The 20276-nt window shown below is 54.9% G+C and carries 12 protein-coding genes; 3 read left to right on the forward strand and 9 right to left on the reverse strand.

Annotated elements, in window-relative coordinates:
• Positions 1–6: 6 nt before the first annotated feature.
• The 4 genes from EKM90_RS04390 to EKM90_RS04405 form a co-directional block, all read right to left on the reverse strand.
• Positions 7–2376 carry a glycogen/starch/alpha-glucan phosphorylase gene (locus EKM90_RS04390; RefSeq protein ID WP_125580185.1) on the reverse strand — a complete coding sequence of 790 codons (2370 nt, stop codon included), beginning with the start codon at positions 2374–2376 and terminating at the stop codon, positions 7–9.
• A 92-nt stretch (positions 2377–2468) separates the two neighbouring features.
• Entirely contained in the window at positions 2469–3905 is a 1437-nt protein-coding gene (gene glgA, locus EKM90_RS04395; RefSeq protein WP_125580060.1) for a glycogen synthase GlgA, read from the reverse strand.
• 13 nt (positions 3906–3918) lie between these two features.
• On the reverse strand, positions 3919–5772 hold the full coding sequence (gene glgB, locus EKM90_RS04400; RefSeq protein WP_125580187.1) for a 1,4-alpha-glucan branching protein GlgB: 1854 nt from the start codon (positions 5770–5772) through the stop codon (positions 3919–3921).
• A gap of 365 nt (positions 5773–6137) precedes the next feature.
• Positions 6138–7511 (reverse strand): glycoside hydrolase family 1 protein, encoded by a 1374-nt coding sequence (locus EKM90_RS04405; protein ID WP_125580062.1) that lies wholly within the window; start codon positions 7509–7511, stop codon positions 6138–6140.
• Positions 7512–7680: 169 nt separating this feature from the next.
• Here EKM90_RS04405 and EKM90_RS04410 point away from each other — a divergent pair, with 169 nt between their 5' ends.
• Positions 7681–8406 (forward strand): GntR family transcriptional regulator, encoded by a 726-nt coding sequence (locus tag EKM90_RS04410; RefSeq protein ID WP_125580064.1) that lies wholly within the window; start codon positions 7681–7683, stop codon positions 8404–8406.
• Positions 8407–9045: 639 nt separating this feature from the next.
• On the opposite strand, the gene glgD is transcribed toward EKM90_RS04410, so the two are convergent.
• The 4 genes from glgD to EKM90_RS04430 all read right to left on the reverse strand — a co-directional run bounded on the left by glgD (position 9046) and on the right by EKM90_RS04430 (position 14357).
• Positions 9046–10224, reverse strand: a complete 1179-nt coding sequence (glgD, locus tag EKM90_RS04415; protein ID WP_125580066.1) for a glucose-1-phosphate adenylyltransferase subunit GlgD — start codon at positions 10222–10224, stop codon at positions 9046–9048.
• A complete protein-coding gene (locus tag EKM90_RS04420) occupies positions 10221–11363 on the reverse strand; it encodes a glucose-1-phosphate adenylyltransferase (protein ID WP_125580068.1) in 1143 nt (380 codons plus the stop codon). The genes glgD and EKM90_RS04420 overlap by 4 nt, the downstream gene beginning before the upstream one ends.
• Before the next feature lie 190 nt (positions 11364–11553).
• Positions 11554–12384 (reverse strand): YitT family protein, encoded by an 831-nt coding sequence (locus EKM90_RS04425; RefSeq protein ID WP_125580070.1) that lies wholly within the window; start codon positions 12382–12384, stop codon positions 11554–11556.
• A gap of 65 nt (positions 12385–12449) precedes the next feature.
• Positions 12450–14357 (reverse strand): fructose-1,6-bisphosphatase, encoded by a 1908-nt coding sequence (locus tag EKM90_RS04430; protein ID WP_125580072.1) that lies wholly within the window; start codon positions 14355–14357, stop codon positions 12450–12452.
• 207 nt (positions 14358–14564) lie between these two features.
• Here EKM90_RS04430 and spxB point away from each other — a divergent pair, with 207 nt between their 5' ends.
• Together spxB and EKM90_RS04440 are read left to right on the forward strand one after the other, a co-directional pair.
• Positions 14565–16385 carry a pyruvate oxidase gene (gene spxB, locus EKM90_RS04435; RefSeq protein ID WP_125580075.1) on the forward strand — a complete coding sequence of 607 codons (1821 nt, stop codon included), beginning with the start codon at positions 14565–14567 and terminating at the stop codon, positions 16383–16385.
• A 387-nt stretch (positions 16386–16772) separates the two neighbouring features.
• Positions 16773–17591: an alpha/beta hydrolase gene (locus tag EKM90_RS04440; protein ID WP_125580077.1), complete on the forward strand. Its 819-nt coding sequence runs from the start codon at positions 16773–16775 to the stop codon at positions 17589–17591.
• 43 nt (positions 17592–17634) lie between these two features.
• On the opposite strand, the gene EKM90_RS04445 is transcribed toward EKM90_RS04440, so the two are convergent.
• Complete coding sequence (locus EKM90_RS04445; RefSeq protein WP_125580078.1) at positions 17635–19722, reverse strand: ATP-dependent Clp protease ATP-binding subunit; 2088 nt, start codon at positions 19720–19722, stop codon at positions 17635–17637.
• Between the last annotated feature and the right edge of the window lie 554 nt (positions 19723–20276).

Below are 20276 nucleotides of genomic sequence, written 5' to 3' on the forward strand. Positions count from 1 at the left end.
CTTCACCTAGCTTTCAATTGGCTGGCTGGGCAGCACCTGCCAGATATCCCGACCATAGCGCTCAACGGTAAAATCAGCCGAGAATTGGCCACTGGCAGCAATGTTAGCCAGCGCCAACTTGGCCCAAGCCTTGGGGTCGGCCCACAGCTGATCCAGCTTGCGACTGGCAGCCACATAACTGGCAAAATCCGCCAACACAAAATAGCTATCATTATAATCCAGCAATTCAGTGCGAATCATCCGTCCCTCGGATTCAACTCCAGGAATCGAGCCGTCCGTCAGCATGTCCACAATGCGATGCAGTGTCGGATCCGCTTCATACTGGGCGGCCGCCCGGTACGATTGGTTTTGCTGGGCAAAGGCCACCTGCTCACTGGTTAAGCCAAAAGTGGCCATCGCCCGTTCGCCGGCCGCTTGGCGGATTTCGATATTGGCCCCATCCAGCGTCGCCAGCGTAATTGCGCCGGTGGCCATCAGCTTCATGTTCGAGGTGCCCGAAGCCTCGGTGCCGGCCAGCGAAATCTGCTCGGAAATGTCCGCTGCCGGCACAATTTGCTCGGCGAGGGTGACCCCGTAATTCGGTAAAAAGGCCACTTGCAAGCTTTGGTTGACGGCAGGATCATGATTCACCGTGTCCGCCACAGCGTTCATCAGCTTGATCACGGCTTTAGCATATTGATAACTTGGGGCGGCCTTGGCGCCGAAGACATGCACCCGCGGCGGCCGCTTTTCTCCTTTTTTCAGGGCTAAGTACGCTTCTAAAATGCCAAACACATGTAGCAGCTGCCGCTTGTACGCGTGCAGGCGTTTGATTTGAACGTCGAACATCGCCTCTGAATTGACTTTAAGGCCCAACTGGTGCTCAATCACTTGCGCCAACCGCTGCTTATTGGCCAACTTGGCGGCGTTCAGTGCCGTCAAAAACGCCTCGTTATTTTCATACTGGCTGAGCCGACGCAGCAACATGGGGTCGCGCCGCCACGGTTGGCCAATTTTGCGATCGATCAACTGCGCCAGTGGCTCATCTGCTAACTGCACCCACCGCCGGGGGGTGATGCCGTTGGTTTGGTTGCTGAAGCGCTCAGGGAAAATCGTATACAAGTCTTTGAGCACCCGGGTTTTGAGCAGCTGGCTGTGCAACTTCGCCACCCCATTGACGGCATGGCTGCCAATGACTGCCAGATAAGCCATCCGCAGCTGGCCATCCCCCAATGGTGCCACCCTGTTGACCAACAGTTCGCCATATTGCTGACGGTAGCGGGCGCGGAACCGGCGATCGATTTCACCAGCAATCTGATACAGGCGCGGCAGGAGCCCAGCAAACATCGATTCCGGCCAAGTTTCCAAGGCCTCAGCCATCAGGGTGTGGTTGGTGTAGCTTAGCGTGGCCACCGTCAGCCGCCACGCCTCGTCCCAATCGAGTTCCTCTTCATCGAGCAAAATGCGCATCAACTCCAGTACCGCCATCGCCGGATGGGTGTCGTTGATATGAATTGCCACGAATTTAGGCAACAGCTTCAGTTCCTGATGGAATCGTTTGAAGTGCGTCATAATGCTTTGAATGCCTGCCGACACGAAGAAGTACTCCTGCCGCAGCCGCAATTCGCGCCCGGCGCTGTCAGAGTCGTCGGGATACAGAATTTGGGTAATGGCATCCACCCGCGCTTTATCGGCCAAATTATGGGCCCGCCCAGGCACACTTTCAGCTTGCCACAACCGCATCGTGTTCACCACGCCGGTGCGATAGCCTACCATCGGCGTGTCATAAGGCACCGCCAGCACATCATCGGTGTTGTGATAAATGGCCTGCAAGCTGCCATTGGCCCGCGGTCTAAGCTCAACTTGGCCGCCATATTTGATGATCACCGCGCGATTTTCTTTGCGGGTTTCCCACATATTCGGCTCGCGCAACCAGTCATCTGGCAGCTCCACTTGATAGCCATCAACGAAGCGCTGCTGAAACAGGCCATATTGGTAACGAATCCCATTGCCGTTACCTGCCATCCCCACTGAGGCCATGCTGTCCAAAAACGCACTCGCCAGCCGGCCCAAGCCGCCATTACCGAGCCCGGGATCCACTTCTGCCGCATAAATGGCGGCCGGGTCTAACCCGAGCTCGCGCAGCCCGGCCTCCACCGTGTCCTTGATGCCAAGGTTCAGTAGATTGGAGGCCATCAGCCGTCCGGGCATGAATTCAATGGAAAAATAATACACTTGCTTGGTTTGCTTCGCGTCGGCTTGCGCCTTAGTGGCAGCCCATTGTTTGCCATAATAGCCTTTGATGGTGACGGCTACCGCTTGATATTGTTGTTGCGTGGACAGATGTGTGAGTTCATCCGCGAACAACCCTAGTGCATTGTCGTGAAGGGTCCGCATAAATGCCTTTGTTGTGAGCAAAAAAATCCCTCCTTACCTCGCCAGTCAGAATGAAGCGCCGCGGTGCTAGTCCTTGAGTCAAGGCGTGGCGCTTAGCCTTGCAGCCGTTCATACCCAGCCAAATATTGTTTGGCGGCTTTGGGCCAAGCAAAATCCGCCGCCATGGCTTGCTGCTGCAACTGCTGATACGCTGCCGGCTCATCCCGGTACACCTGGGCGGCGCGCACCAGCGTGTCAATCAAGACCTGCGGCGTGAAATCATAGTAAGAAAACCCAGTACCAGCGCCGGTCGTGGCGTCGTACGGTGTTACCGAATCACGCAGGCCACCGGTTTCATGCACAATGGGCAAGGTGCCATAACGCATGGCCATCATCTGGGCCAGCCCGCTGGGTTCAAAGGCACTTGGCATCACGAAGAAATCGGCCCCGGCATAAATTTGCTGGGCTAGGGCCTCATCAAACTTGACCAAGCTCGCCACCTTGCCGGCAAACCGATCGCGCAAGGTATTGAACCCGACTTCCAGCTCGGAATCGCCAGTGCCAAGCATCACCACTTGAATGTCCTCGCCTGGTAGCAGCACATTCAGCGCCGTCAACAATTGATCCATCCCTTTTTGCCGGGTCAGCCGCGACACAATGCCAAATAACGGCACTTTGCGTTGCGGCAAGCCCACACTGCGTTGCAAGGCGCGCTTATCCTTGGCTTTGCCGCTTAAATCACCGGCCGTGTAATGTGCAGGCAGATGTTTGTCCGTGGCTGGATCATAAAGCTGAGTATCAATGCCGTTCAAGATCCCAACCAATTTACCTGCCTGCTTGCGCAAAGTACCATCAAGATGCTCGCCAAACTGCGGAGTTTGAATTTCCCGGGCATAGCTGGGGCTCACCGTCGATACCAAATCAGCAAAGTTGATGCCGCCTTTAAGGAAATTCACTGCACCGTTTTGCGCATATCCATCATCGTGAAAGAACTGACGGCCAATGCCAAACACATCGGTGAGGACTGCCGGTGGAAACCAGCCTTGGAATTGCAGATTGTGAATGGTCAGCTGGGTTTTGATGCCTTGATAAGGCGTAATCCAACTGTATTTGTCCTTCAGCAGCACCGGAATGAACGCGGTGTGCCAGTCATTGAGATGCAAGACGTCGGGAATAAAGTCGATGACCTGTAGCATCTCGATAATCGCCATTTGGAAAAAGCCAAACCGCCCGCCGTCATCCCAGTACCCATACAGCCCTTCGCGCCCAAAGAATTCCTCGTTGTCGATGAAATAATACGGCACGGTCCCTAATTGTAATTGCTTGATGCCCACATACTTCTGCTCACCGCCAACCATGACGGTAAACTGGGCGACGTCTGACACCTGCGCGCGATATTGCGCGGGAAATAATTGTCCGTAGTACGGCAACACCACCCGAATATCGACCCCCGCCTGGCGCAAGGTCTTGGGCAACGCGTAGGCGACATCACCGAGCCCGCCGGTTTTATAAAACGGAACGCCTTCCGCTGCGGCAAATAATACTTTCATTGTTGCTGCCTCCTTACCGCTGCTCAATCAGCAGCGCGCCCATTGCTGGCAGAACCACTTCCACGCTATCAGGTTGATCACCCGCCGGCACCCCACGCGTGCGCAGCGTCCGCTGCAGCCGGCGCCAGGTGCCGCCAAAATGATAGCTTTCTGTATTCAGCACCACCGTATACGTCCCACTGCGCGGCACCGGCACGATGAAGTGCTGGCGTTCTTCAGGCATCAAATTCAGGGCTACCACAATGAAGTCTTGTCCCTTGTCCCACCGAATGTAGCTTAGGTACTGATTGCTGTCCCCGATGGTGATTTGAATGCCAGCTGGCGAATGATCGCGGGCCCACAGACTTGGCGTGCGCCGGTACAGTTTGTTGAGCGTCGCGGTAAACTGCTGCATCGCCGCGTTCAGCGGATCAGCCAGATCGCGCCATTCCAGCTGGCTCCAATCCCGCCATTCCAAGAATTGCCCCCATTCACTGCCCATGAACAGCAACTTCTTGCCGGGGAAAGTCATCTGCCACACCATCATCGTCCGCAGGTTTGCAAACTGGTTATACCGGTCGCCAGGCATTTTGTGCATCAGGGACTTTTTGCCGTGCACCACCTCATCATGGGAAAACGGCAGGATGAACTGTTCGTTGTGCATATACACCCAGGAAAACGTCAGCAGGTCCGGATGCGCCAGCCGCACGCTGGGATCGAGGCTGAAATACCGCAGCGTATCGTTCATCCACCCCATGTTCCATTTGTAGTTAAAGCCCAGCCCACCCGCATCAACCGGGGCAGAAACTTGGGGGAAATCAGAGCTTTCCTCGGCAATCATCAACACATCAGGATGGGCGGCAAACACTTCCGTATTGAGTCGCTGCAAAAACGCAATGCCTTCGAGGTTCTCGCGGCCGCCAGTTTGATTGCGATCGTGCTCCTTGCCAGCGTCATAATCCATGTACAACATGTTGGAGACCGCATCCACGCGCAACCCGTCGAGATGATAAACTTGCAGCCAAAACATCGCACTGGAAATCAAGAAACTCTGCACTTGGGTTTTGCCGAGGTCAAAATTCCAAGTGCCCCACCGCACGTTATCCGCACGATGCGGGTCTTGATACTCGAAGGTCGGCGTCCCATCAAACTGGGCCAAAGTATCGGTGTTGCGAATGAAATGACCTGGCACCCAGTCCATGATTACCCCCAGCCCGAGCCGGTGCGCCGCATCGACAAATGCCTGAAATTCGGCCGGGGCGCCAAACCGGCTGGTGGGGGCATAATAGCCCATTAATTGATAACCCCAGCTGGCATCAAGCAAATGTTCCATCAGCGGCATTAATTCGATGTGGGTGTACCCCATTTTTTTCACATAAGGCAAGACTTCATCAATCGCTTCTAAGTAAGTCAGGTAACTGCCGTCGTCATGGCGTTTGAACGAGCCTAAGTGCAGCTCGTAAATATTCAGCGGCTGGTCATAGGCCCGGCTTTGCTGGCGGTGCGCGAGCCACTTGCGGTCGCGCCACTGAAAGTCTAGTTCCGCCACCAATCGCGCCGCGGTGCCCGGCTTACGCTCAAACGCAAAGGCAAACGGATCGATTTTCTCTACCGTCTCGCCACTAGCAGTTGTGATTTGCACCTTGTAAAGCTGGCCCACTGCCGCTTCAAACGTCCCCTGCCACACCCCGGTTTCCTCAACCACGGTCAGCGGCAGCGGCTTCCACGCCGAAAAATCTCCGACAATCGCGACTGCCTGCGCATGGGGCGCCCACACCACAAACCGCCATTGCCCTGGCGCCACTTGATGGGCCCCAAACCGGTGATACGCCTGCGTATCCTCCCCGCGATTGAACAGATACAGCCACGGCAAAAGCTCCTCCGCCATTGCCATCCCCTCGCTTTCTGTTAGCGTTTCCACTGGGAGTATAGCACGCGTTGCCGTTTTCTCCTCGCGATAAGCCTTACCCTCGTGGCACACAAAAAGGCCTACCACTTTGGCTGTGGTAGGCCTGAACTGCCGCGGGAAAGGGTGGCGTGGCGCCGGGACGGGGTGGTCCTGCCGTGAAAAGAAAAATACGGCAAGGCTGCGTTTTAGCAGGCTTACCGTATTTTTCGGGGACAATCCGGAGACTCGGATGCGAGCGCAGCGAGCCGAGGTGCCGGATTGAGGGCCGAGACCTTGGCTCGACCCGGCTCCACAGCAGAACCGCTTTTGGCCCCGGCGCCTGCCGTACCTACCCCGCGGCCCAGTTAGTCGAGCTGAGCGCCGTTAGAGGCGATGACTTGTTTGAACCAGGCGTAGGACTTCTTTGGAATGCGCTTGAGGTCACGCAAGTCAGTGTTGGTGCGGTTGACGTAGACCATGCCATAGCGCTTGTCCATGTTGCCGCTAGAACTAGGAATATCAATCAAGCCCCAGCCGAGGTAGCCAATGACATCCACGCCGTCTTGATACACGGCATCCTTCAGCGCCTGAATGTGGACGCGGTGGTAGTCAATCCGGTAATCATCCTGAATTTCTTTGCCGGTATAGGTTTCGCGAATGCCAATCCCATTTTCGATGGGGAACATTGGCAAGTGGTACTGGTTGTAGACCTTGGTCAAAATATCGCGGAAGCCAAGGGGATCGATGTTCCAGCCCCATTCGTTCACGCGCAGGCCTGGCACTGGCTCGCCGCCGTAGTCCAGGTACTGGTTAGGAATGGTGTTGACTGGCACCTTGTCGGAGTTGATTTGGTCGCTGCGATAATAACTGAAAGCGAAGAAATCACTCTTTAGCGCCGCAAAGCTGGCCTTGTCTTCCTCGGTGAAGTCCATGTCGATGTCATGGGTTTTGACGAAATTCATCACTTCGGTGGAGTAGTGACCAGACGTGAAGACGTCAATCAAATTCTTGTTCAAAAATTCATCCAGCTGGCGGGCATACATGATGTCCAGCGGCTTGGAGCTGGCAGGATACACTTCGCTGTAGGCCAACATGCCGCCGATTTTGGCATCGGAATGAGCATGCAGGTAGTTAGCCACGCCGGCGTGGGCGGCCATCACATGGTGGCTGATAGTGTAAAGCGCATTGGTGCTGCGTTCACCGTTTAAATCACCGGCAATGCGATAAGCGTCAGACATGAAGTACAGATTTTGTTCGTTGAAGGTAATCCAATATGGCACCCGGTCAGCGAACTCATCGACCATTTTGGCCCCGAAGCGAATGAAGGCCTCGACCACATGGCGACTGGCGAAGCCGTTATACTTTTCAGCCAGCGCCAGCGGCATATCGAAGTGATAGAGGCAAATCATCGGCGTGATGCCAGCTTTGATCAACTTGTCGATCAAATCGGAATAGAACTTGATGCCTTCTTCGTTGAACTCGCCATCCCCGGTTGGGCACACGCGACTCCACGAAATCTGGAACCGATAGCAATTCATGCCTTGATTGGCCATCAGCGCAATATCTTCGTCGTAGCGGTGGTAGTCATCAACGGCGACGTGCCAGTCAGAAGCGTCCTTAGTGGCTGGCCGAACGTCATAAACTGATTTGCCTTTGCCGCCTTCATCCCAGGCGCCTTCGGTTTGCATACTGGAGGTCGAATTCCCCCACAAAAATCCTTTTGGCAATGCTTGACTCATGAGCTACATCCTCCTATCTTGTATTCGCTACCATTGTGCCATGTCTTTCTGGAAAATAAAAGCCTTTTCGTTTAAAAAGTATATACATATTTTTCTCGTGGATTGTTTTGCCGGTTAAGTACGGTACAATAGAAACGACAAGTCGGCTCAGGCTCAAGGAGGGGTTCCGATGTACAAATATCAACAAATTGCTAATCAACTACGCCAAGCCTTCACCACTGGGGCTTACGCGCCTGGCGCAATGCTCCCCGATCAAGAGGCGCTGGCCAAAACGTATAACACCACGCGCATCACCATTCGCAAAGCCTTGCAGCTGCTGATTGTGGAAGGCGTCGTTTATTCCAAGCGCGGTTCGGGCACTTTTTTGCGGAAAGACTTCAAGCCTGATGACGGCGCGGCCCGCACCACCATTGATGATCCGCTGGGCACCACCGCCACGCAACGCGGCCACCAGGTCACAAGCAAGGTGCTGGAATTTGCCGCCCGCATGCCAGCTCCGGATGAACAAGAAGCCCTGCTCATTGGCGCCAGCGACCCAGTGTATGTTATTCGCCGCGTGCGCTATGTCGATGGCAAGATTTTTTCCTATGAGCACACCATCATGCCCACAAAAGTCATCGTGCTGACTGAGGCCATGCTGGAAGGTTCGATTTACCGCCAGCTCCACGAAGCTGGCATCCGCGTCGCCGGCTCCCACCGCCGGGTCTATGCGATCAAAGCGACCGCCGATGACGTTGAAGCCCTTGGTGCCACGCTAAACGACCCAGTGCTCGTCATCAAGCAAACGAGCTACACCGACGAAGGCGAGCCCTTCGAATACTCCGAAAGCCACTTCCCGTACGCAACCAGTAGCGTCATCGCCGATGTCGAAATCGACCCTTTGAACCAGGGCTAACACTCACGCGGTCGCGGCTACGGCCGGACAAGGCGCCGGGGCCAAAAGTGCTGTTGCAGTGGGGCCGGGCCGAGCCAAGGTCTCGGCCCTCAATCCGGAGCCTCCCCTCGCGATGCTCGGCTTCGAGTCTCCGGATTGTCCCCGAAAAAAACGGTAAGTCTGCCAAAAGCGCAGTCTTACCGTTTTTTTCGTTTCACCGCAACAACACTTTTACCCCTCTACCTTGTCCGACCGCAACCGCTGAATAACGGTATTCCTGGTCCGCGAATAAACTGACCTCAACTAGGGCGCATTCAAGCGACACATTGCAAAAACTGGACAGCACGTTTAATCCCAGTCACCCGCTATCTAGCGGGGTGCGGTGGCAGTGGGCGGAGCTTGGCTGGGGTCTGGCAGTGAATCGATTAGCGACAGGCAGACCAGCGCGGGTTTTGCGCAGGGATGCCCAGAGCTAATCGCGGCAAAGTTGGAGACAGCATCGAGCGAAGCGAGGCTGGCTTCAACTTTAGGTTCGAGACCGGTTTTCGGCTCGGACCGGCCGCACTGCCAGCGCCCCCGCCAAGCGGAGCCCACCGCCGCCGCACCCCGCGGCCCGAATCAAAACAGCCCCGGTCAAATGGCCGAGGCTGTTTGAATCCACTAGGCTTTGGTCGCCGCTGCTTGCGGAATGTCAGCAGCAGAAAGAATGGTTTGGTTCTTGCCGATGACTAGCGGCTGGTCAGGCGTGCCGGCTAAGGTTAGGTTCGGCCCGATGACGACGCCTTTGTCCAAAATCACATTGCTCAGCTTGGAACCGTTGGCGATTTTACCGCCTTGCATGATCACGCTATTGTCCACGGTGACGCCTTGGTGCACCACCACGCTGCGGAAAATGACGCTGTGGTTGATCTGTCCTTCGATGTACGACCCCGTGCCAAGCAAGCTGTTTTCGACTTTAGCGGTGCGCGCGAAGAAAGTTGGCACCTCGTTTTTGCTCTTGGTCAGCACTGGCACCGCCGAGAACAACAACGCCTGATAATTGGCTTCATCCAGCATCCCCAGCGAATAGTCGAAATACCGCTGCAAGGTGGTGATGCGAGCTAAGTACCCCGTGTACTCAAAGGCGTTGGCGTTGTTGGCCACCACGTAATCCCGCAGCAATGCTGGCAGCGGCCGGAAGGTTTCATTTTCCGCGGCGGCATCCAAAATATCAATCAAATCCGGCGTCGCCAGCAAATAGGTATCCATAAAACTCGGGACCTTGCCATCGGCGTCAGCTGGTTCGCGTCGGGCTTCCGTCGGCACTACCGCGCTGGCGGTGCCTTGCTCCGATAAAGTCAGCGTCCAATCGCTCGGCGCCATTTCCGCTTCGGCCAGCTTCTTATACACGACGGTCACTGGGGCATCGCCGGCTTGGTGATAAGCCAGCACCGCGGCCAAATCGACGGATGCCACATTGCGACTGCCAATGATCACGGTGTAAGGCGCCCCGCTGCGGCGCAAGAAGGTCGTGTAGTCGTCAAAATAGCGATGCCGCAGCTGTGAATCGGAGTAATCGCGGGTGGCCATGTACGGAAACATGAACACGCCGCCTTGAATCAGGTCCAAATTCCAAGATGAACCGTCCCAGACATGATCTTGTACCGAGCGAGCAGAACGCGGCATAAACAACGCCACGCTGTGCACCCCGGCATGCGCCACCGCACTCAACGGAAAATCGAGCAACCGGTAACGCCCAGCAAACGGTAAGGTGCCGACTGGCCGGTAAGCAGTCAGTGGGCGCAAGGCATCATCTTCCTCATTCAGGTCGATGATGGCTGCCATTTCTCCTTGAGTCATGCTTTCTCCTTTCTGCCGACAACTTCGCCGTAGCCAACCACGGCGATGTTTTCGGCATCGCCCAGCACATCACCGTTATCGCCCACCACGGCATTTTCGCCGATGATGGCATGGTCGATGTGCACATTTTTGCCAATCACGGCATTCGGCATAATCATCGAGTCCACGATTTGAGCGCCTTCACCGACTTTAACGTTTTGGCTCAGCACACTGTGGGTCACGGTGCCGGCGATGTAGGAGCCATCTGTCACCATCGATTGTGTGACGTGGGCCGCTTTGGTTAAAAACATCGGCGGCAGCGCCTCAGCCTGGGAGAAAATCCGCCAGTTGCGGTCGGCAATGTGCAGGCTGTTGTTCGGCGACAGAAATTCCATGTTCGCTTGCCACAGTGACGCAATCGTGCCGACGTCTTTCCAATAGCCATGGAAGGCATAGGCGTAGGTCGGTTCGTTATGCGCCAGGTAAGCCGGGATTACATCATGACCAAAGTCTTCCAAGGTGCCATCAGTGGCGTAGCTTTCCGATAAGTACCGACGCAAAGTGGGCCAGTCAAAAATATAAATGCCCATCGAAGCCAGATTCGACTTAGGCGCCTCAGGTTTTTCCTCAAAGGCGATGATGCGGTCAGTGTCGTCAGTGTTCATGATGCCAAACCGCGGTGCCTCAGCCATGGGCACTGGCATTACCGCCACGGTCAAGGCGGCATGTTTGGCCTTATGAGCGCGCAGCATTTTGGCGTAATCCATTTTGTAGATATGATCACCAGACAACACTAATAGGTACTGCGGATCATAAGCATCGATGTAAGCAATGTTTTGGTAGATCGCATGGGCGGTGCCTTCAAAAAACTTCGCCCCTTCGCTGGAAGCGTAGGGCTGCAAAATGGTGACACCGGCGCCGGTTTCGTTCAAGCCCCAAGCCCCGCCGTTTTGAATGTGGCGGTTGAGTTCCAGTGGCTCGTACTGGGTGATGACGCCCACCGTATTAATGCCGGAATTGCTCAAGTTGCTCAACGTAAAATCAATAATGCGATAACGCCCGCCGAAAGGTACCGAGGGCTTGGCCGTCGTTTTGGTTAGCTTGCCTAAGCGCGTTCCCTGCCCCCCGGCAAGAATCATCCCCAACATTTCCGTGCTCATTTTGCTCCTCCTCGGCCGCAGTAGCGGCTCCCTCCTAACTTGCCCGTCAATAAAGCGCTCTCAATTTTCTTCGTCAAGCCACCACCCCGTTTTCTCACCGAGAGCGTAGCACGGAATAAGGCAAAAACCTATCAATAAGCCTTGGCGCACACCAAAAAAGCCGTCCCATAATTGGACGACTTCAACAGGTTTAATTGAGTGAGCCGCCATGCACCTCGGTGGCTTCAACCGCCAAGATAAACGCAGCGGCATCGAGCTGGTGAATCTGGTCGATCAAAGCGCGGAAGTTGGTTTGCTCCACCACCACCATCAGCATTTCCTGGGGCTGGCCGGAAAAACCGCCTAGCACTTGATGAATGGTCAGACCGTAATCGCCAGTTGCGGTCAGCGCCTGCTTCAGGGCTGGTAGCTGACTGCTCATGACATACACGGCCTTCTTGCGATCAAGCCCGGTTTCGACGTAATTCATCACGAGACTGCTGAGGCCCACCGCGAACACCGCCAAGATAAAGGCTTCCAGCCCGGCCACCGGAATGTTGAGCAAGCAAATCACAAAATCAATGGCGAACAGCCCGACTGCCGGTTTGACGTTGAAATATTTTTTGAAAATCAACGGTGGCACCGTGGTCCCGCCGCTGGAAGCGTCGATGCGGTAATTTAGCGCCACCCCGACGGCAAAAATCACACTCCCGACCATCACCGCCAGCAGCCGATCTTCAACAATCATGCGCTGCGGCGTCAGGGCGAGCAACACTGGTAGCAAGATACTGCCCGCCAGAATACGGCGGAACGTCCCGCGGCCCAGCAGCCACCAGGCCAGCGCCAGCATCACCGCGTTGACCGCTAAAGTCGTGGCACTCAACGGGATGCCAACCAGTTCTTGCACAATGATGGCCAAACCAGTCGCGCCGCCAGCGGCCACGCCATGCGGGGCATAGAACAGATTGATACTGATGGCGATCAGTTCCAGCGCCACCAGCATGATCAGGCCGCGCTTAAGGGTTGGGTTAAGTTTGGGCATGGCGTTCCTCCTTTGGTCAGGTCGTTAACTGTTAGCTTATATAACTACTCTACCAAAGATTATCATTACCCGCTAGTTAACCGTTGCAGGCGCGCTTTGAGCAGGCAGATTTGCACTTGCAACTGATGGCCAATATCGGTTTCCGCTACAGTTCGCCGCCGCGCTTCGGTTTCCACCACCCGCCTGGTCGACACAATGTCGGTCAGATGCGCAATCGCATCTTGGCGCGACACAAACGGCTGATGTGCCACCAGTTGCATGCCGTAGGAATTATCTAGCAAGGTGTAGCCGCCAATGCCGGTGGTTTTCTGATAAGGCCGTGAAAAGCCGCCATCGATCACGAGCATTTGGCGATTGGCCATGATCGGCGAATTGCCTTTTTTCACTGGGGTGTGGCCGTTAATGATATGCCCGCGCTCACCATCCAGACCAAACGCCCTCAGCAATTTTTGGACAAATGCCTGCTCATGACGCAATCGATAGTAAGGATTGGGCTGTTCATCATGCGCCGCTTTATCTGCGATGAAATAGCGTTCAAAGGTGGTCATTTTTTGTTTGCCAAACAGCGGTGAATACGGGCCGGTCCACAGATACCACAGTAGGTCGTTGGCCAAACTGCCAGGCTCCGGATTTTGGTAGGCCTTAACCAGATTAGTGCCGAGCAGATCAAACAACGCCGCCCCACGATAAGTCTTGCCGGCCAGCGTTAACCCGACCAACTCACCGGCCTCATCGACTGGCACACAGCCATGAATGAGCAGGTTGCCATTGGTTTTGCGGTACATGCTACCATTTTCGACCAAGAAGTCCATGTGCCGATGCAATTTTTCCGAATGAATGAAGGCCTGTACTAGTTGATCAATGACCGACTGTTCCATTGCGGTCAGCCGGTAAGGATCCGCCGGGTCGACCAGGTCAAAGCAACCATTAGTGAGTGCATAGGTCTGGCCGTCAATCGTGATGCTCTGACGGTCCGGGCTGAGCTGGTCCAAAAGCAAGCGATTCGCCATGCCAAATTCTGGCCGCCGCCTGATGACCGGGCCTTCCAGTTTCAGTTGAATAATCAAAATGGCCTGGTGAATCTGGGTAATGGCGCGCCGCTCACCATCGCTGAGCGTGGTGCCAGCGGGGACTTTCGGTTGAAACGCAGAATTGTCCCCATCATAGCGCTCCCCCAGCTGGGCGAGGTGGCGCAGGTTGATGCCATAAGTGTCTTCCAAAATATCCAAGTTCGCATAGCGGGCGCAGATCCGCACCAAATTCGCGATATTCAGCGCCGAACCAGCGGCCCCACCAAGCCATAAAATATCATGATTGCCCCACTGGAAATCGACATGACCCAGGCGCATCAACGCCTCGACCACCCGGTGCGGCGCCGGCCCTCGATCGTAAATATCACCGATAATGTGAATTTGATCCACCGTTAGTTGCTGAATGGTGTGCGCGGTGGCCTCAATCCAAGCCGTCACCTGTCCCAGGCCAATCAGATTTTGAATGATGGCCCAGTAATACGCCCGCTTATCTGCCGCTTGCGGGTCGTTGAACAAAAGCTCTTCGGTAATATACACGAACTCTGGCGCCAAGGCTTTGCGCAACTTCGAGCGGGTGTATTTCGTCGCGGTGTACGCCAGCAGCTGTGCCAGCCGCAGCGCCTGGTCGCGGTACCACTGTTCAAGCTCAGCCGGCGCCAGCGCGGCCTGGGCACGGGCCACCATTTCGCTGGGATAATAGACCAAAAAGGCAAACTGCTGGCGGGTTTGCTCGGTCATTTGGCCGCCAAAACATTCACTAATTTTCGTTTTGACATTGCCACTGCCATTGCGCAAGACATGGGAAAACGCATCGTACTCCCCGTGAATGTCACTCATGAACGCTTCGGTTGGTTTCGGCAAATTCAAAATGGCACTTAAGTTGATCAACTCGGTGGTGATAGCTGGCACCGTCTGAAACGGCGCCGTGGGATCCTGGCTCATGCTCTGCCTCCTCTGTCATTTCGACTATGCGTTTGACTGTAGCACAGAACCAGCCGTAATTAAAACGTTGTCATTCGGCTTGAGCACTTCTTAATCGTTGTATTACTTTTTTGAATTATCTGTTGTAATCGGTTTCAATTCGTGATACATTGTGAACGTGATAGTTGTAGACAACTAAATAACACCACATACAAGGAAGTGCTCATCATGACAAACACCACGCCAGCCAGCGTCGCCATGCTTAAAGTGATTGAAGCTTGGGGCGTTAAACATATTTTCGGTTACCCCGGCGGTTCTTTTAATTCCACGATGTCTGCGTTGGAACAGGAAAAAGAACGCCTTCAATACATCCAGGTCCGCCATGAACAAGTGGGCGCGTTAGCCGCCGCGGCTGACGCCAAACTGACCGGCAAAATCGCCGTCACCTTTGGCTCCGCCGGCCCTGGCGCCACCAATTTGCTCACTGGGCTGTACGACGCCCGCGAAGACCACGCGCCGGTGCTGGCGCTGATTGGCCAAGTACCACATGACAAAATGAACTACAACTTCTTCCAAGAATTCGACGAAAACCCGATTTTTGCTGATGTTTCCTGCTACTGCCGCACTGTCATGACGCCAGAAAGCCTGCCATATGTCGTGGACAAAGCCATTCGTGAGGCCTACAAGCACCGCGGCGTGGCCGTGGTTATCATCCCTAACGACTTCGGCTACGTGCAAATCCCGGATGTACCATACAAGAGCACTTCCCCGACTGATCACAAGCCGCAGCCGGAACCAGCTGCCACTGACGAGGAAGTTGATCAGGTGCTGGCCATGATCAAGGCCGCCAAGCGCCCGGTGATTCACGTCGGCCGTGGCATTAAAAACGGCGGGGACCAGCTGATTGAATTATCCAAAAAATTGCAAATTCCGCTGATTATGACCGGTTTGACCAAAGGCCTACTCTCAGAAGATTACGAAGGCAACCTCGGTCCGGTTAACCGCGCTGGTTCTAAAGCCGCCAACGAAATCATGGACATTGCCGATTTAGTGATTGCCTTGGGCACGGACTTCCCGTTTGCTAATAATGTCTATACCCGCCATGACTTCAAGTTCATTCAGGTCGATCATGACGAGGCGCAATTTGGCCGCCATCACTACCTCGACCTGGGTGTTTGGGCCGACGCCACTCAGTTTGTGAACAAGATGCTCGAACGCAGTCAGGCGCAGCCAGCTTCCGCCTTTTTCCAAGCCGCCGTGGCTGACCAAAAGAATTGGCAGGCTTACCTCAAGAAGCTCGCCACGCGCCACACGGACCCGCTTGAATTCGAGCCGGTTTACAACGAACTCAATCGCATCGCCAACGACCGCACCGTGGTGTCCTTAGATGTCGGCGACAACACCATCAACTTGCTGCGGTACATGAACGTGAAGCCAACCAACAAGTGGGTTGTTTCTGCTTTATTCGCCTCGATGGGCGCTGGCATCCCTGGCGCTATTGCTGGGGCGCTGAGCTTCCCCGACCGGCAAGTGGTGTCCATTTCTGGGGACGGGGCGTTCTCCATGGTCATGCAAGATCTGATTACCGAAAAGAAGTACCACCTGCCGATTTTGAACATCGTCACCTCCAACACCACTTTAGGCTTTATCCGCGACGAACAAGCTGACATTCCGGGCATGCACGATTACAGCGGCATTGACCTAGAAGACCAAGACTTTGTCAAAATTGCTGAAGGCATGGGCGTCGAAGGCGTGACCGTGACCAAGAACGACGATTTGAAAGCCGCCTTTGATCAGGCGGCAACCGTGCTCGCTGCTGGCCGGCCATTTGTTATCAACGCCAAAATCACCTTGAAGCGCGGATTCCCAGTTGAAGCGCTGAAAGTTGCAATCAAAGATGGCCGCGTGGTGGAAACCGTCGATCCGGCGTTCAACGCCAATGACGTTGAGCACCATGTCGACGACCTCCAAGGCCTGTTCGATTACTACGACGGTGAAGAACTCAAGCCGCTGCAGCATTTCCTCGATGAGGCGCAAGTCACCCTCTAGCCGCATTCCTTATCACAGTTACCTTCTACTTTTGCCGAAGCAGAAATCGCGCCGCCTGGCCAATTGCCAGACGGCGTTTTTGAATCCAGGCTGCGAACAAAGGCGGGCTAGCCATATGGCCAGGATAGTCGCGCTGCGCGAGGCCAACGCCGGAGTGGATTGATCAGTCTGTCGCGCAATGCGCGTACAGACTGACATGCGGCATCAGCTACGCCTGAGGCCTCACCGCCTAAAAGCGGCGGCAAGGCTTCAGGCTAGGCTACCCATCCGGCTAAAACCGGCCTCACTCCGCAGCCTGAATCGCAGCCTGCCTTACAACATTGTTATTTGCCGCCGCCTAATTCTTCCACTAGACTGGAAGTAATTTCAGAAAAGAGGCGCAGGTCAATGACAAAAGGATGGTGGGTCATTTTACTCGCGCTCATCAGCTTCACGCTGGCGCCGCAAACGGTGCACGCCAGCGTTCAGCGGCAGGTGCCGACGCTATATTTGCATGGGCATCATGGTGGCCCCAATTCAATGGTGCCGCTGATGACCGCCGCACAGCGCACGGATCATGCCACCGCGGTCGTGACCGCGACGGTTGACGGTGATGGCCACGTCCATCTCGAAGGCGACTGGCCAGTCGCCACCCATCGGCCGCTGATCAAAATCGTCTTCAAAAATAATCGCACGTTGAATTACCATCGCATTGCCGACTGGCTCCGCAACGTGATTGAAACGCTGCAAAGCCGTTACCAAATCACCAAGTTTAATATCGTGGCTCACAGCTTGGGCAACGCCGCCGTCCTGTTTTATGAGCTTCGGTATGGCGACGTCCCCGGGCTGCCGAAGCTGCAGCGCTATGTGGCCATCGCTGCTAACTTCAATGGCGTGCCAGGGGTGCACCACTTGCGCCGGCAACATCACCTTGGCCCTGACGGTCGGCCGCCGTGGTTTGCCCCGGATTTTCGCCGGGCGCTACGGATGCGGCGGCATTTTCCGGTAAATCAGGTCGATGTGTTGAACATCTATGGCAACATCGGCGACGGCACCTACTGGGATGGCAAAGTGCTCAATGTCTCCTCCCGTTCGCTGAAGTACCTGCTCGGCCGGCGCTTGCGCACCTATCGCACGTTGCCGATCTATGGTCCCCAAGCCCAACACAGCCTGCTGCGGTATAACCTGGAAGTCGCAGGCGCGACGAATCATTTTCTGTGGCCATAACAAAAACGGCATCTCTCATTTTTTTGAGAGATGCCGCTTTGTTTTACGCTGCTTGAATAACAATCTTGTCGTCGACCAGCGTGGCCTTTAGGGCCTTGTCATCTGGATGGTCCAGGTAATGGTCGGTGACTTGGTCGCGGATGTTTTGCTCAATCACCCGCCGCAATGGCCGCGCGCCCATCGCTTCATCATAACCTTGGTTGATCAGCCAGTCCTTGGCTTCAGGGGTCACGGTCAAAGTGAGCCCTTTCTTCGCCAGCGTGCTGTCAACATCGCTGAGCATCAGATCCACGATTTTACCCAAGTCATCCTTGGACAGGTGGCTGAACTCGACAATGCCATTGAACCGGTTGAGAAATTCTGGCCGGAAGTAAGGTGCCAGCCGCTTCATCAAATCCTGATCTGCATCCTTTTGGCCAGTTAAAGCTTCATTACCAAAACCAGCGTTCGAGGTCGCGATAATCACAGTATTCTTGAAATCGACCACGTTACCTTGGCCATCGGTCAGGCGGCCGTCATCCATCACCTGCAGCAGCAGGGTCAGCACTTGCGGATCCGCCTTTTCGATTTCATCCAGCAGCACAATCGCATACGGGTTGCGCCGTACTTGTTCGGTCAAGGTATTGCCGTTATCTTCGTAGCCGACATACCCGGCAGAAGTCCCAATCAGCTTGGAAACCGCCGTCCGGTCGCTGTATTCGGACATATCAAGGCGAATAATCGCCTCTTTGCTGCCAAACAGATCCAGCGCCAACTGCTTGGCCAGCTCCGTCTTGCCGACCCCGGTCGGTCCGACAAACAAGAAACTGCCAATTGGCCGGTTGCCTTCGTCAAAGCCAGCGCGGTTGCGGCGAATGGCCCGGGCCACCATATCCACGGCTTCGTCTTGGCCAATGACTTTACCCTTCAGGCGCTTGCCGATGTTCTTCAAGCGTTCAATGTCACTGGCGCCCATTTGCGCCACGGGAATGCCAGTTAGGCGTTCGACTGCCTGCGCCACATCATCTGGCGTGGCAACGACGGGCTTTTCTTCGCTGGTGTCATTCTTTTTAGCTTCCAAATCAGCAATTTGCTGCTTCAACTTAGCGGCCTGTTCGAAGTCCTCGGCTTTAGCCGCTGCGTCTTTCTGAGTGTTCAAGTCCTTGAGCTGCTTGTCCAAGCTGACTTTATCCACCACTGGGTGCTTGGCGGCCAAATGCGCCGCGGTCATATCAATGAGGTCAATGGCCTTATCTGGCAACGACCGCTGCGGAATATACTGCATGGAATAATCCACCGCCGCCTTCAACACATTATCTGGCAGTTCAACATTGTGGTGCTTTTCGTACAGGCCCTTGACGCCTTGCAAAATCTGCAGCGTCGTTTCAGGGCTCGGTTCATTGATGGTGACATCATTGAACCGGCGTGCCAACGCCGCATCCTTCATGATGGTGTTGCGATATTCATCTTGCGTGGTCGCTCCGATCACGGTAATCTCACCGCGGGAAAGCGCCGGCTTGATGATATCGGCCAAGCCTTTGCTGCCATCTTCGCCGCCAGTAGTGCCGGCGCCGAGAATCTGATGAATTTCATCAAAGAACAAGATGACATTGCCTTGCTTCTTAACCGCCTTGATCAAATCCTGAATATTCTGTTCAAAAGAACCGCGATACTGGGTCCCAGCTTCCAGGCTCGACAAGTCGATGGAAACAATCCGCTTGTCGCGAATGGCTTCGGGCACATTGCCTTTCACAATGGCCTGCGCCAAACCTTCAACGACGGCTGTTTTACCAACACCGGCGTCCCCGACCAAAATCGGGTTGTTCTTGGTCCGCCGACTCAGAATTTCAGCGGTTTCCTGAATTTCTTTGTCGCGACCAATCACTGGATCCAAGGTGCCAGCCTTAGCTTCCGCCGTTAAGTCACGGCCCAATTTGCCTAAAATATCTTGCTTTTGCGGTTTTTGCGCTTGCTGAGTGACCGGAATATCCTGCCCCTGCCCTGCTTGCGCTTGATACTGCGCGACTTCTTCCGGGGTCAATTCATGGCCATTAACGACATAGCGTGCCCGCCCATCGCCCATCTGGCGCATGACTTGGTTGAAAAAGTCATCCATATCATGATCAAAAAACGAATCTGAAAAATTAGCCATTATTATCCTTCCTCTCTGACGCATCGCCTGAGCCATGCGGACACGTTACTTCATCTCAGTAAACAAGGCGCAAAAACACCGCCAACGCGGCGGTGTTTGCTTCTCTATTCGACCGCACCGTTCGTCCGGCTCTTGTTTACATAATATATAATACCACCGTTTTAGCACTCGTGCAAGTAGAGTGCTAATTTTTTTACTTTGGCGATCGTAGTTTTCAAAGGCCGCGGGTTGCGGCGGAGGAGGCTACGCTTGGGGCGCGAGGCTTGCTGTGCGGCCGGTTGGAGCCACAGTACGGTCTCCAACCTAGTTTTGAAGCCGCAGTCGCTCACGCTCCAATGCGTCTTCAAAACTGCCGCGATAACGACTGGTCAACCTGCAAAGCCCGCAGTTTGACTAGTCGTTATCGATTCACGGCTAGCCTCACGCCCCAAGCTCCACCCCCGCCACCGCAACCCGCTCGATCACAGTCAAGGCGACAAGGTCGTCCCCTGACCACTTTCACCCTATCATCTTGAAGAATTCCCAGTCTATCAAAAGGGTTTATCGCACATCCA

This window comes from Lacticaseibacillus suibinensis, assembly GCF_003946175.1.
Lineage (GTDB): Bacteria > Bacillota > Bacilli > Lactobacillales > Lactobacillaceae > Lacticaseibacillus > Lacticaseibacillus suibinensis.

Bases quoted from the DNA above. Each gene is read 5' to 3' on its own strand.
- EKM90_RS04390 (WP_125580185.1), bottom strand. From the start codon at position 2,376: ATGCGGACCCTTCACGACAATGCACTAGGGTTGTTCGCGGATGAACTC.
- glgA (WP_125580060.1), bottom strand. From the start codon at position 3,905: ATGAAAGTATTATTTGCCGCAGCGGAAGGCGTTCCGTTTTATAAAACC.
- glgB (WP_125580187.1), bottom strand. From the start codon at position 5,772: ATGGCGGAGGAGCTTTTGCCGTGGCTGTATCTGTTCAATCGCGGGGAG.
- EKM90_RS04405 (WP_125580062.1), bottom strand. From the start codon at position 7,511: ATGAGTCAAGCATTGCCAAAAGGATTTTTGTGGGGGAATTCGACCTCC.
- EKM90_RS04410 (WP_125580064.1), top strand. From the start codon at position 7,681: ATGTACAAATATCAACAAATTGCTAATCAACTACGCCAAGCCTTCACC.
- glgD (WP_125580066.1), bottom strand. From the start codon at position 10,224: ATGACTCAAGGAGAAATGGCAGCCATCATCGACCTGAATGAGGAAGAT.
- EKM90_RS04420 (WP_125580068.1), bottom strand. From the start codon at position 11,363: ATGAGCACGGAAATGTTGGGGATGATTCTTGCCGGGGGGCAGGGAACG.
- EKM90_RS04425 (WP_125580070.1), bottom strand. From the start codon at position 12,384: ATGCCCAAACTTAACCCAACCCTTAAGCGCGGCCTGATCATGCTGGTG.
- EKM90_RS04430 (WP_125580072.1), bottom strand. From the start codon at position 14,357: ATGAGCCAGGATCCCACGGCGCCGTTTCAGACGGTGCCAGCTATCACC.
- spxB (WP_125580075.1), top strand. From the start codon at position 14,565: ATGACAAACACCACGCCAGCCAGCGTCGCCATGCTTAAAGTGATTGAA.
- EKM90_RS04440 (WP_125580077.1), top strand. From the start codon at position 16,773: ATGACAAAAGGATGGTGGGTCATTTTACTCGCGCTCATCAGCTTCACG.
- EKM90_RS04445 (WP_125580078.1), bottom strand. From the start codon at position 19,722: ATGGCTAATTTTTCAGATTCGTTTTTTGATCATGATATGGATGACTTT.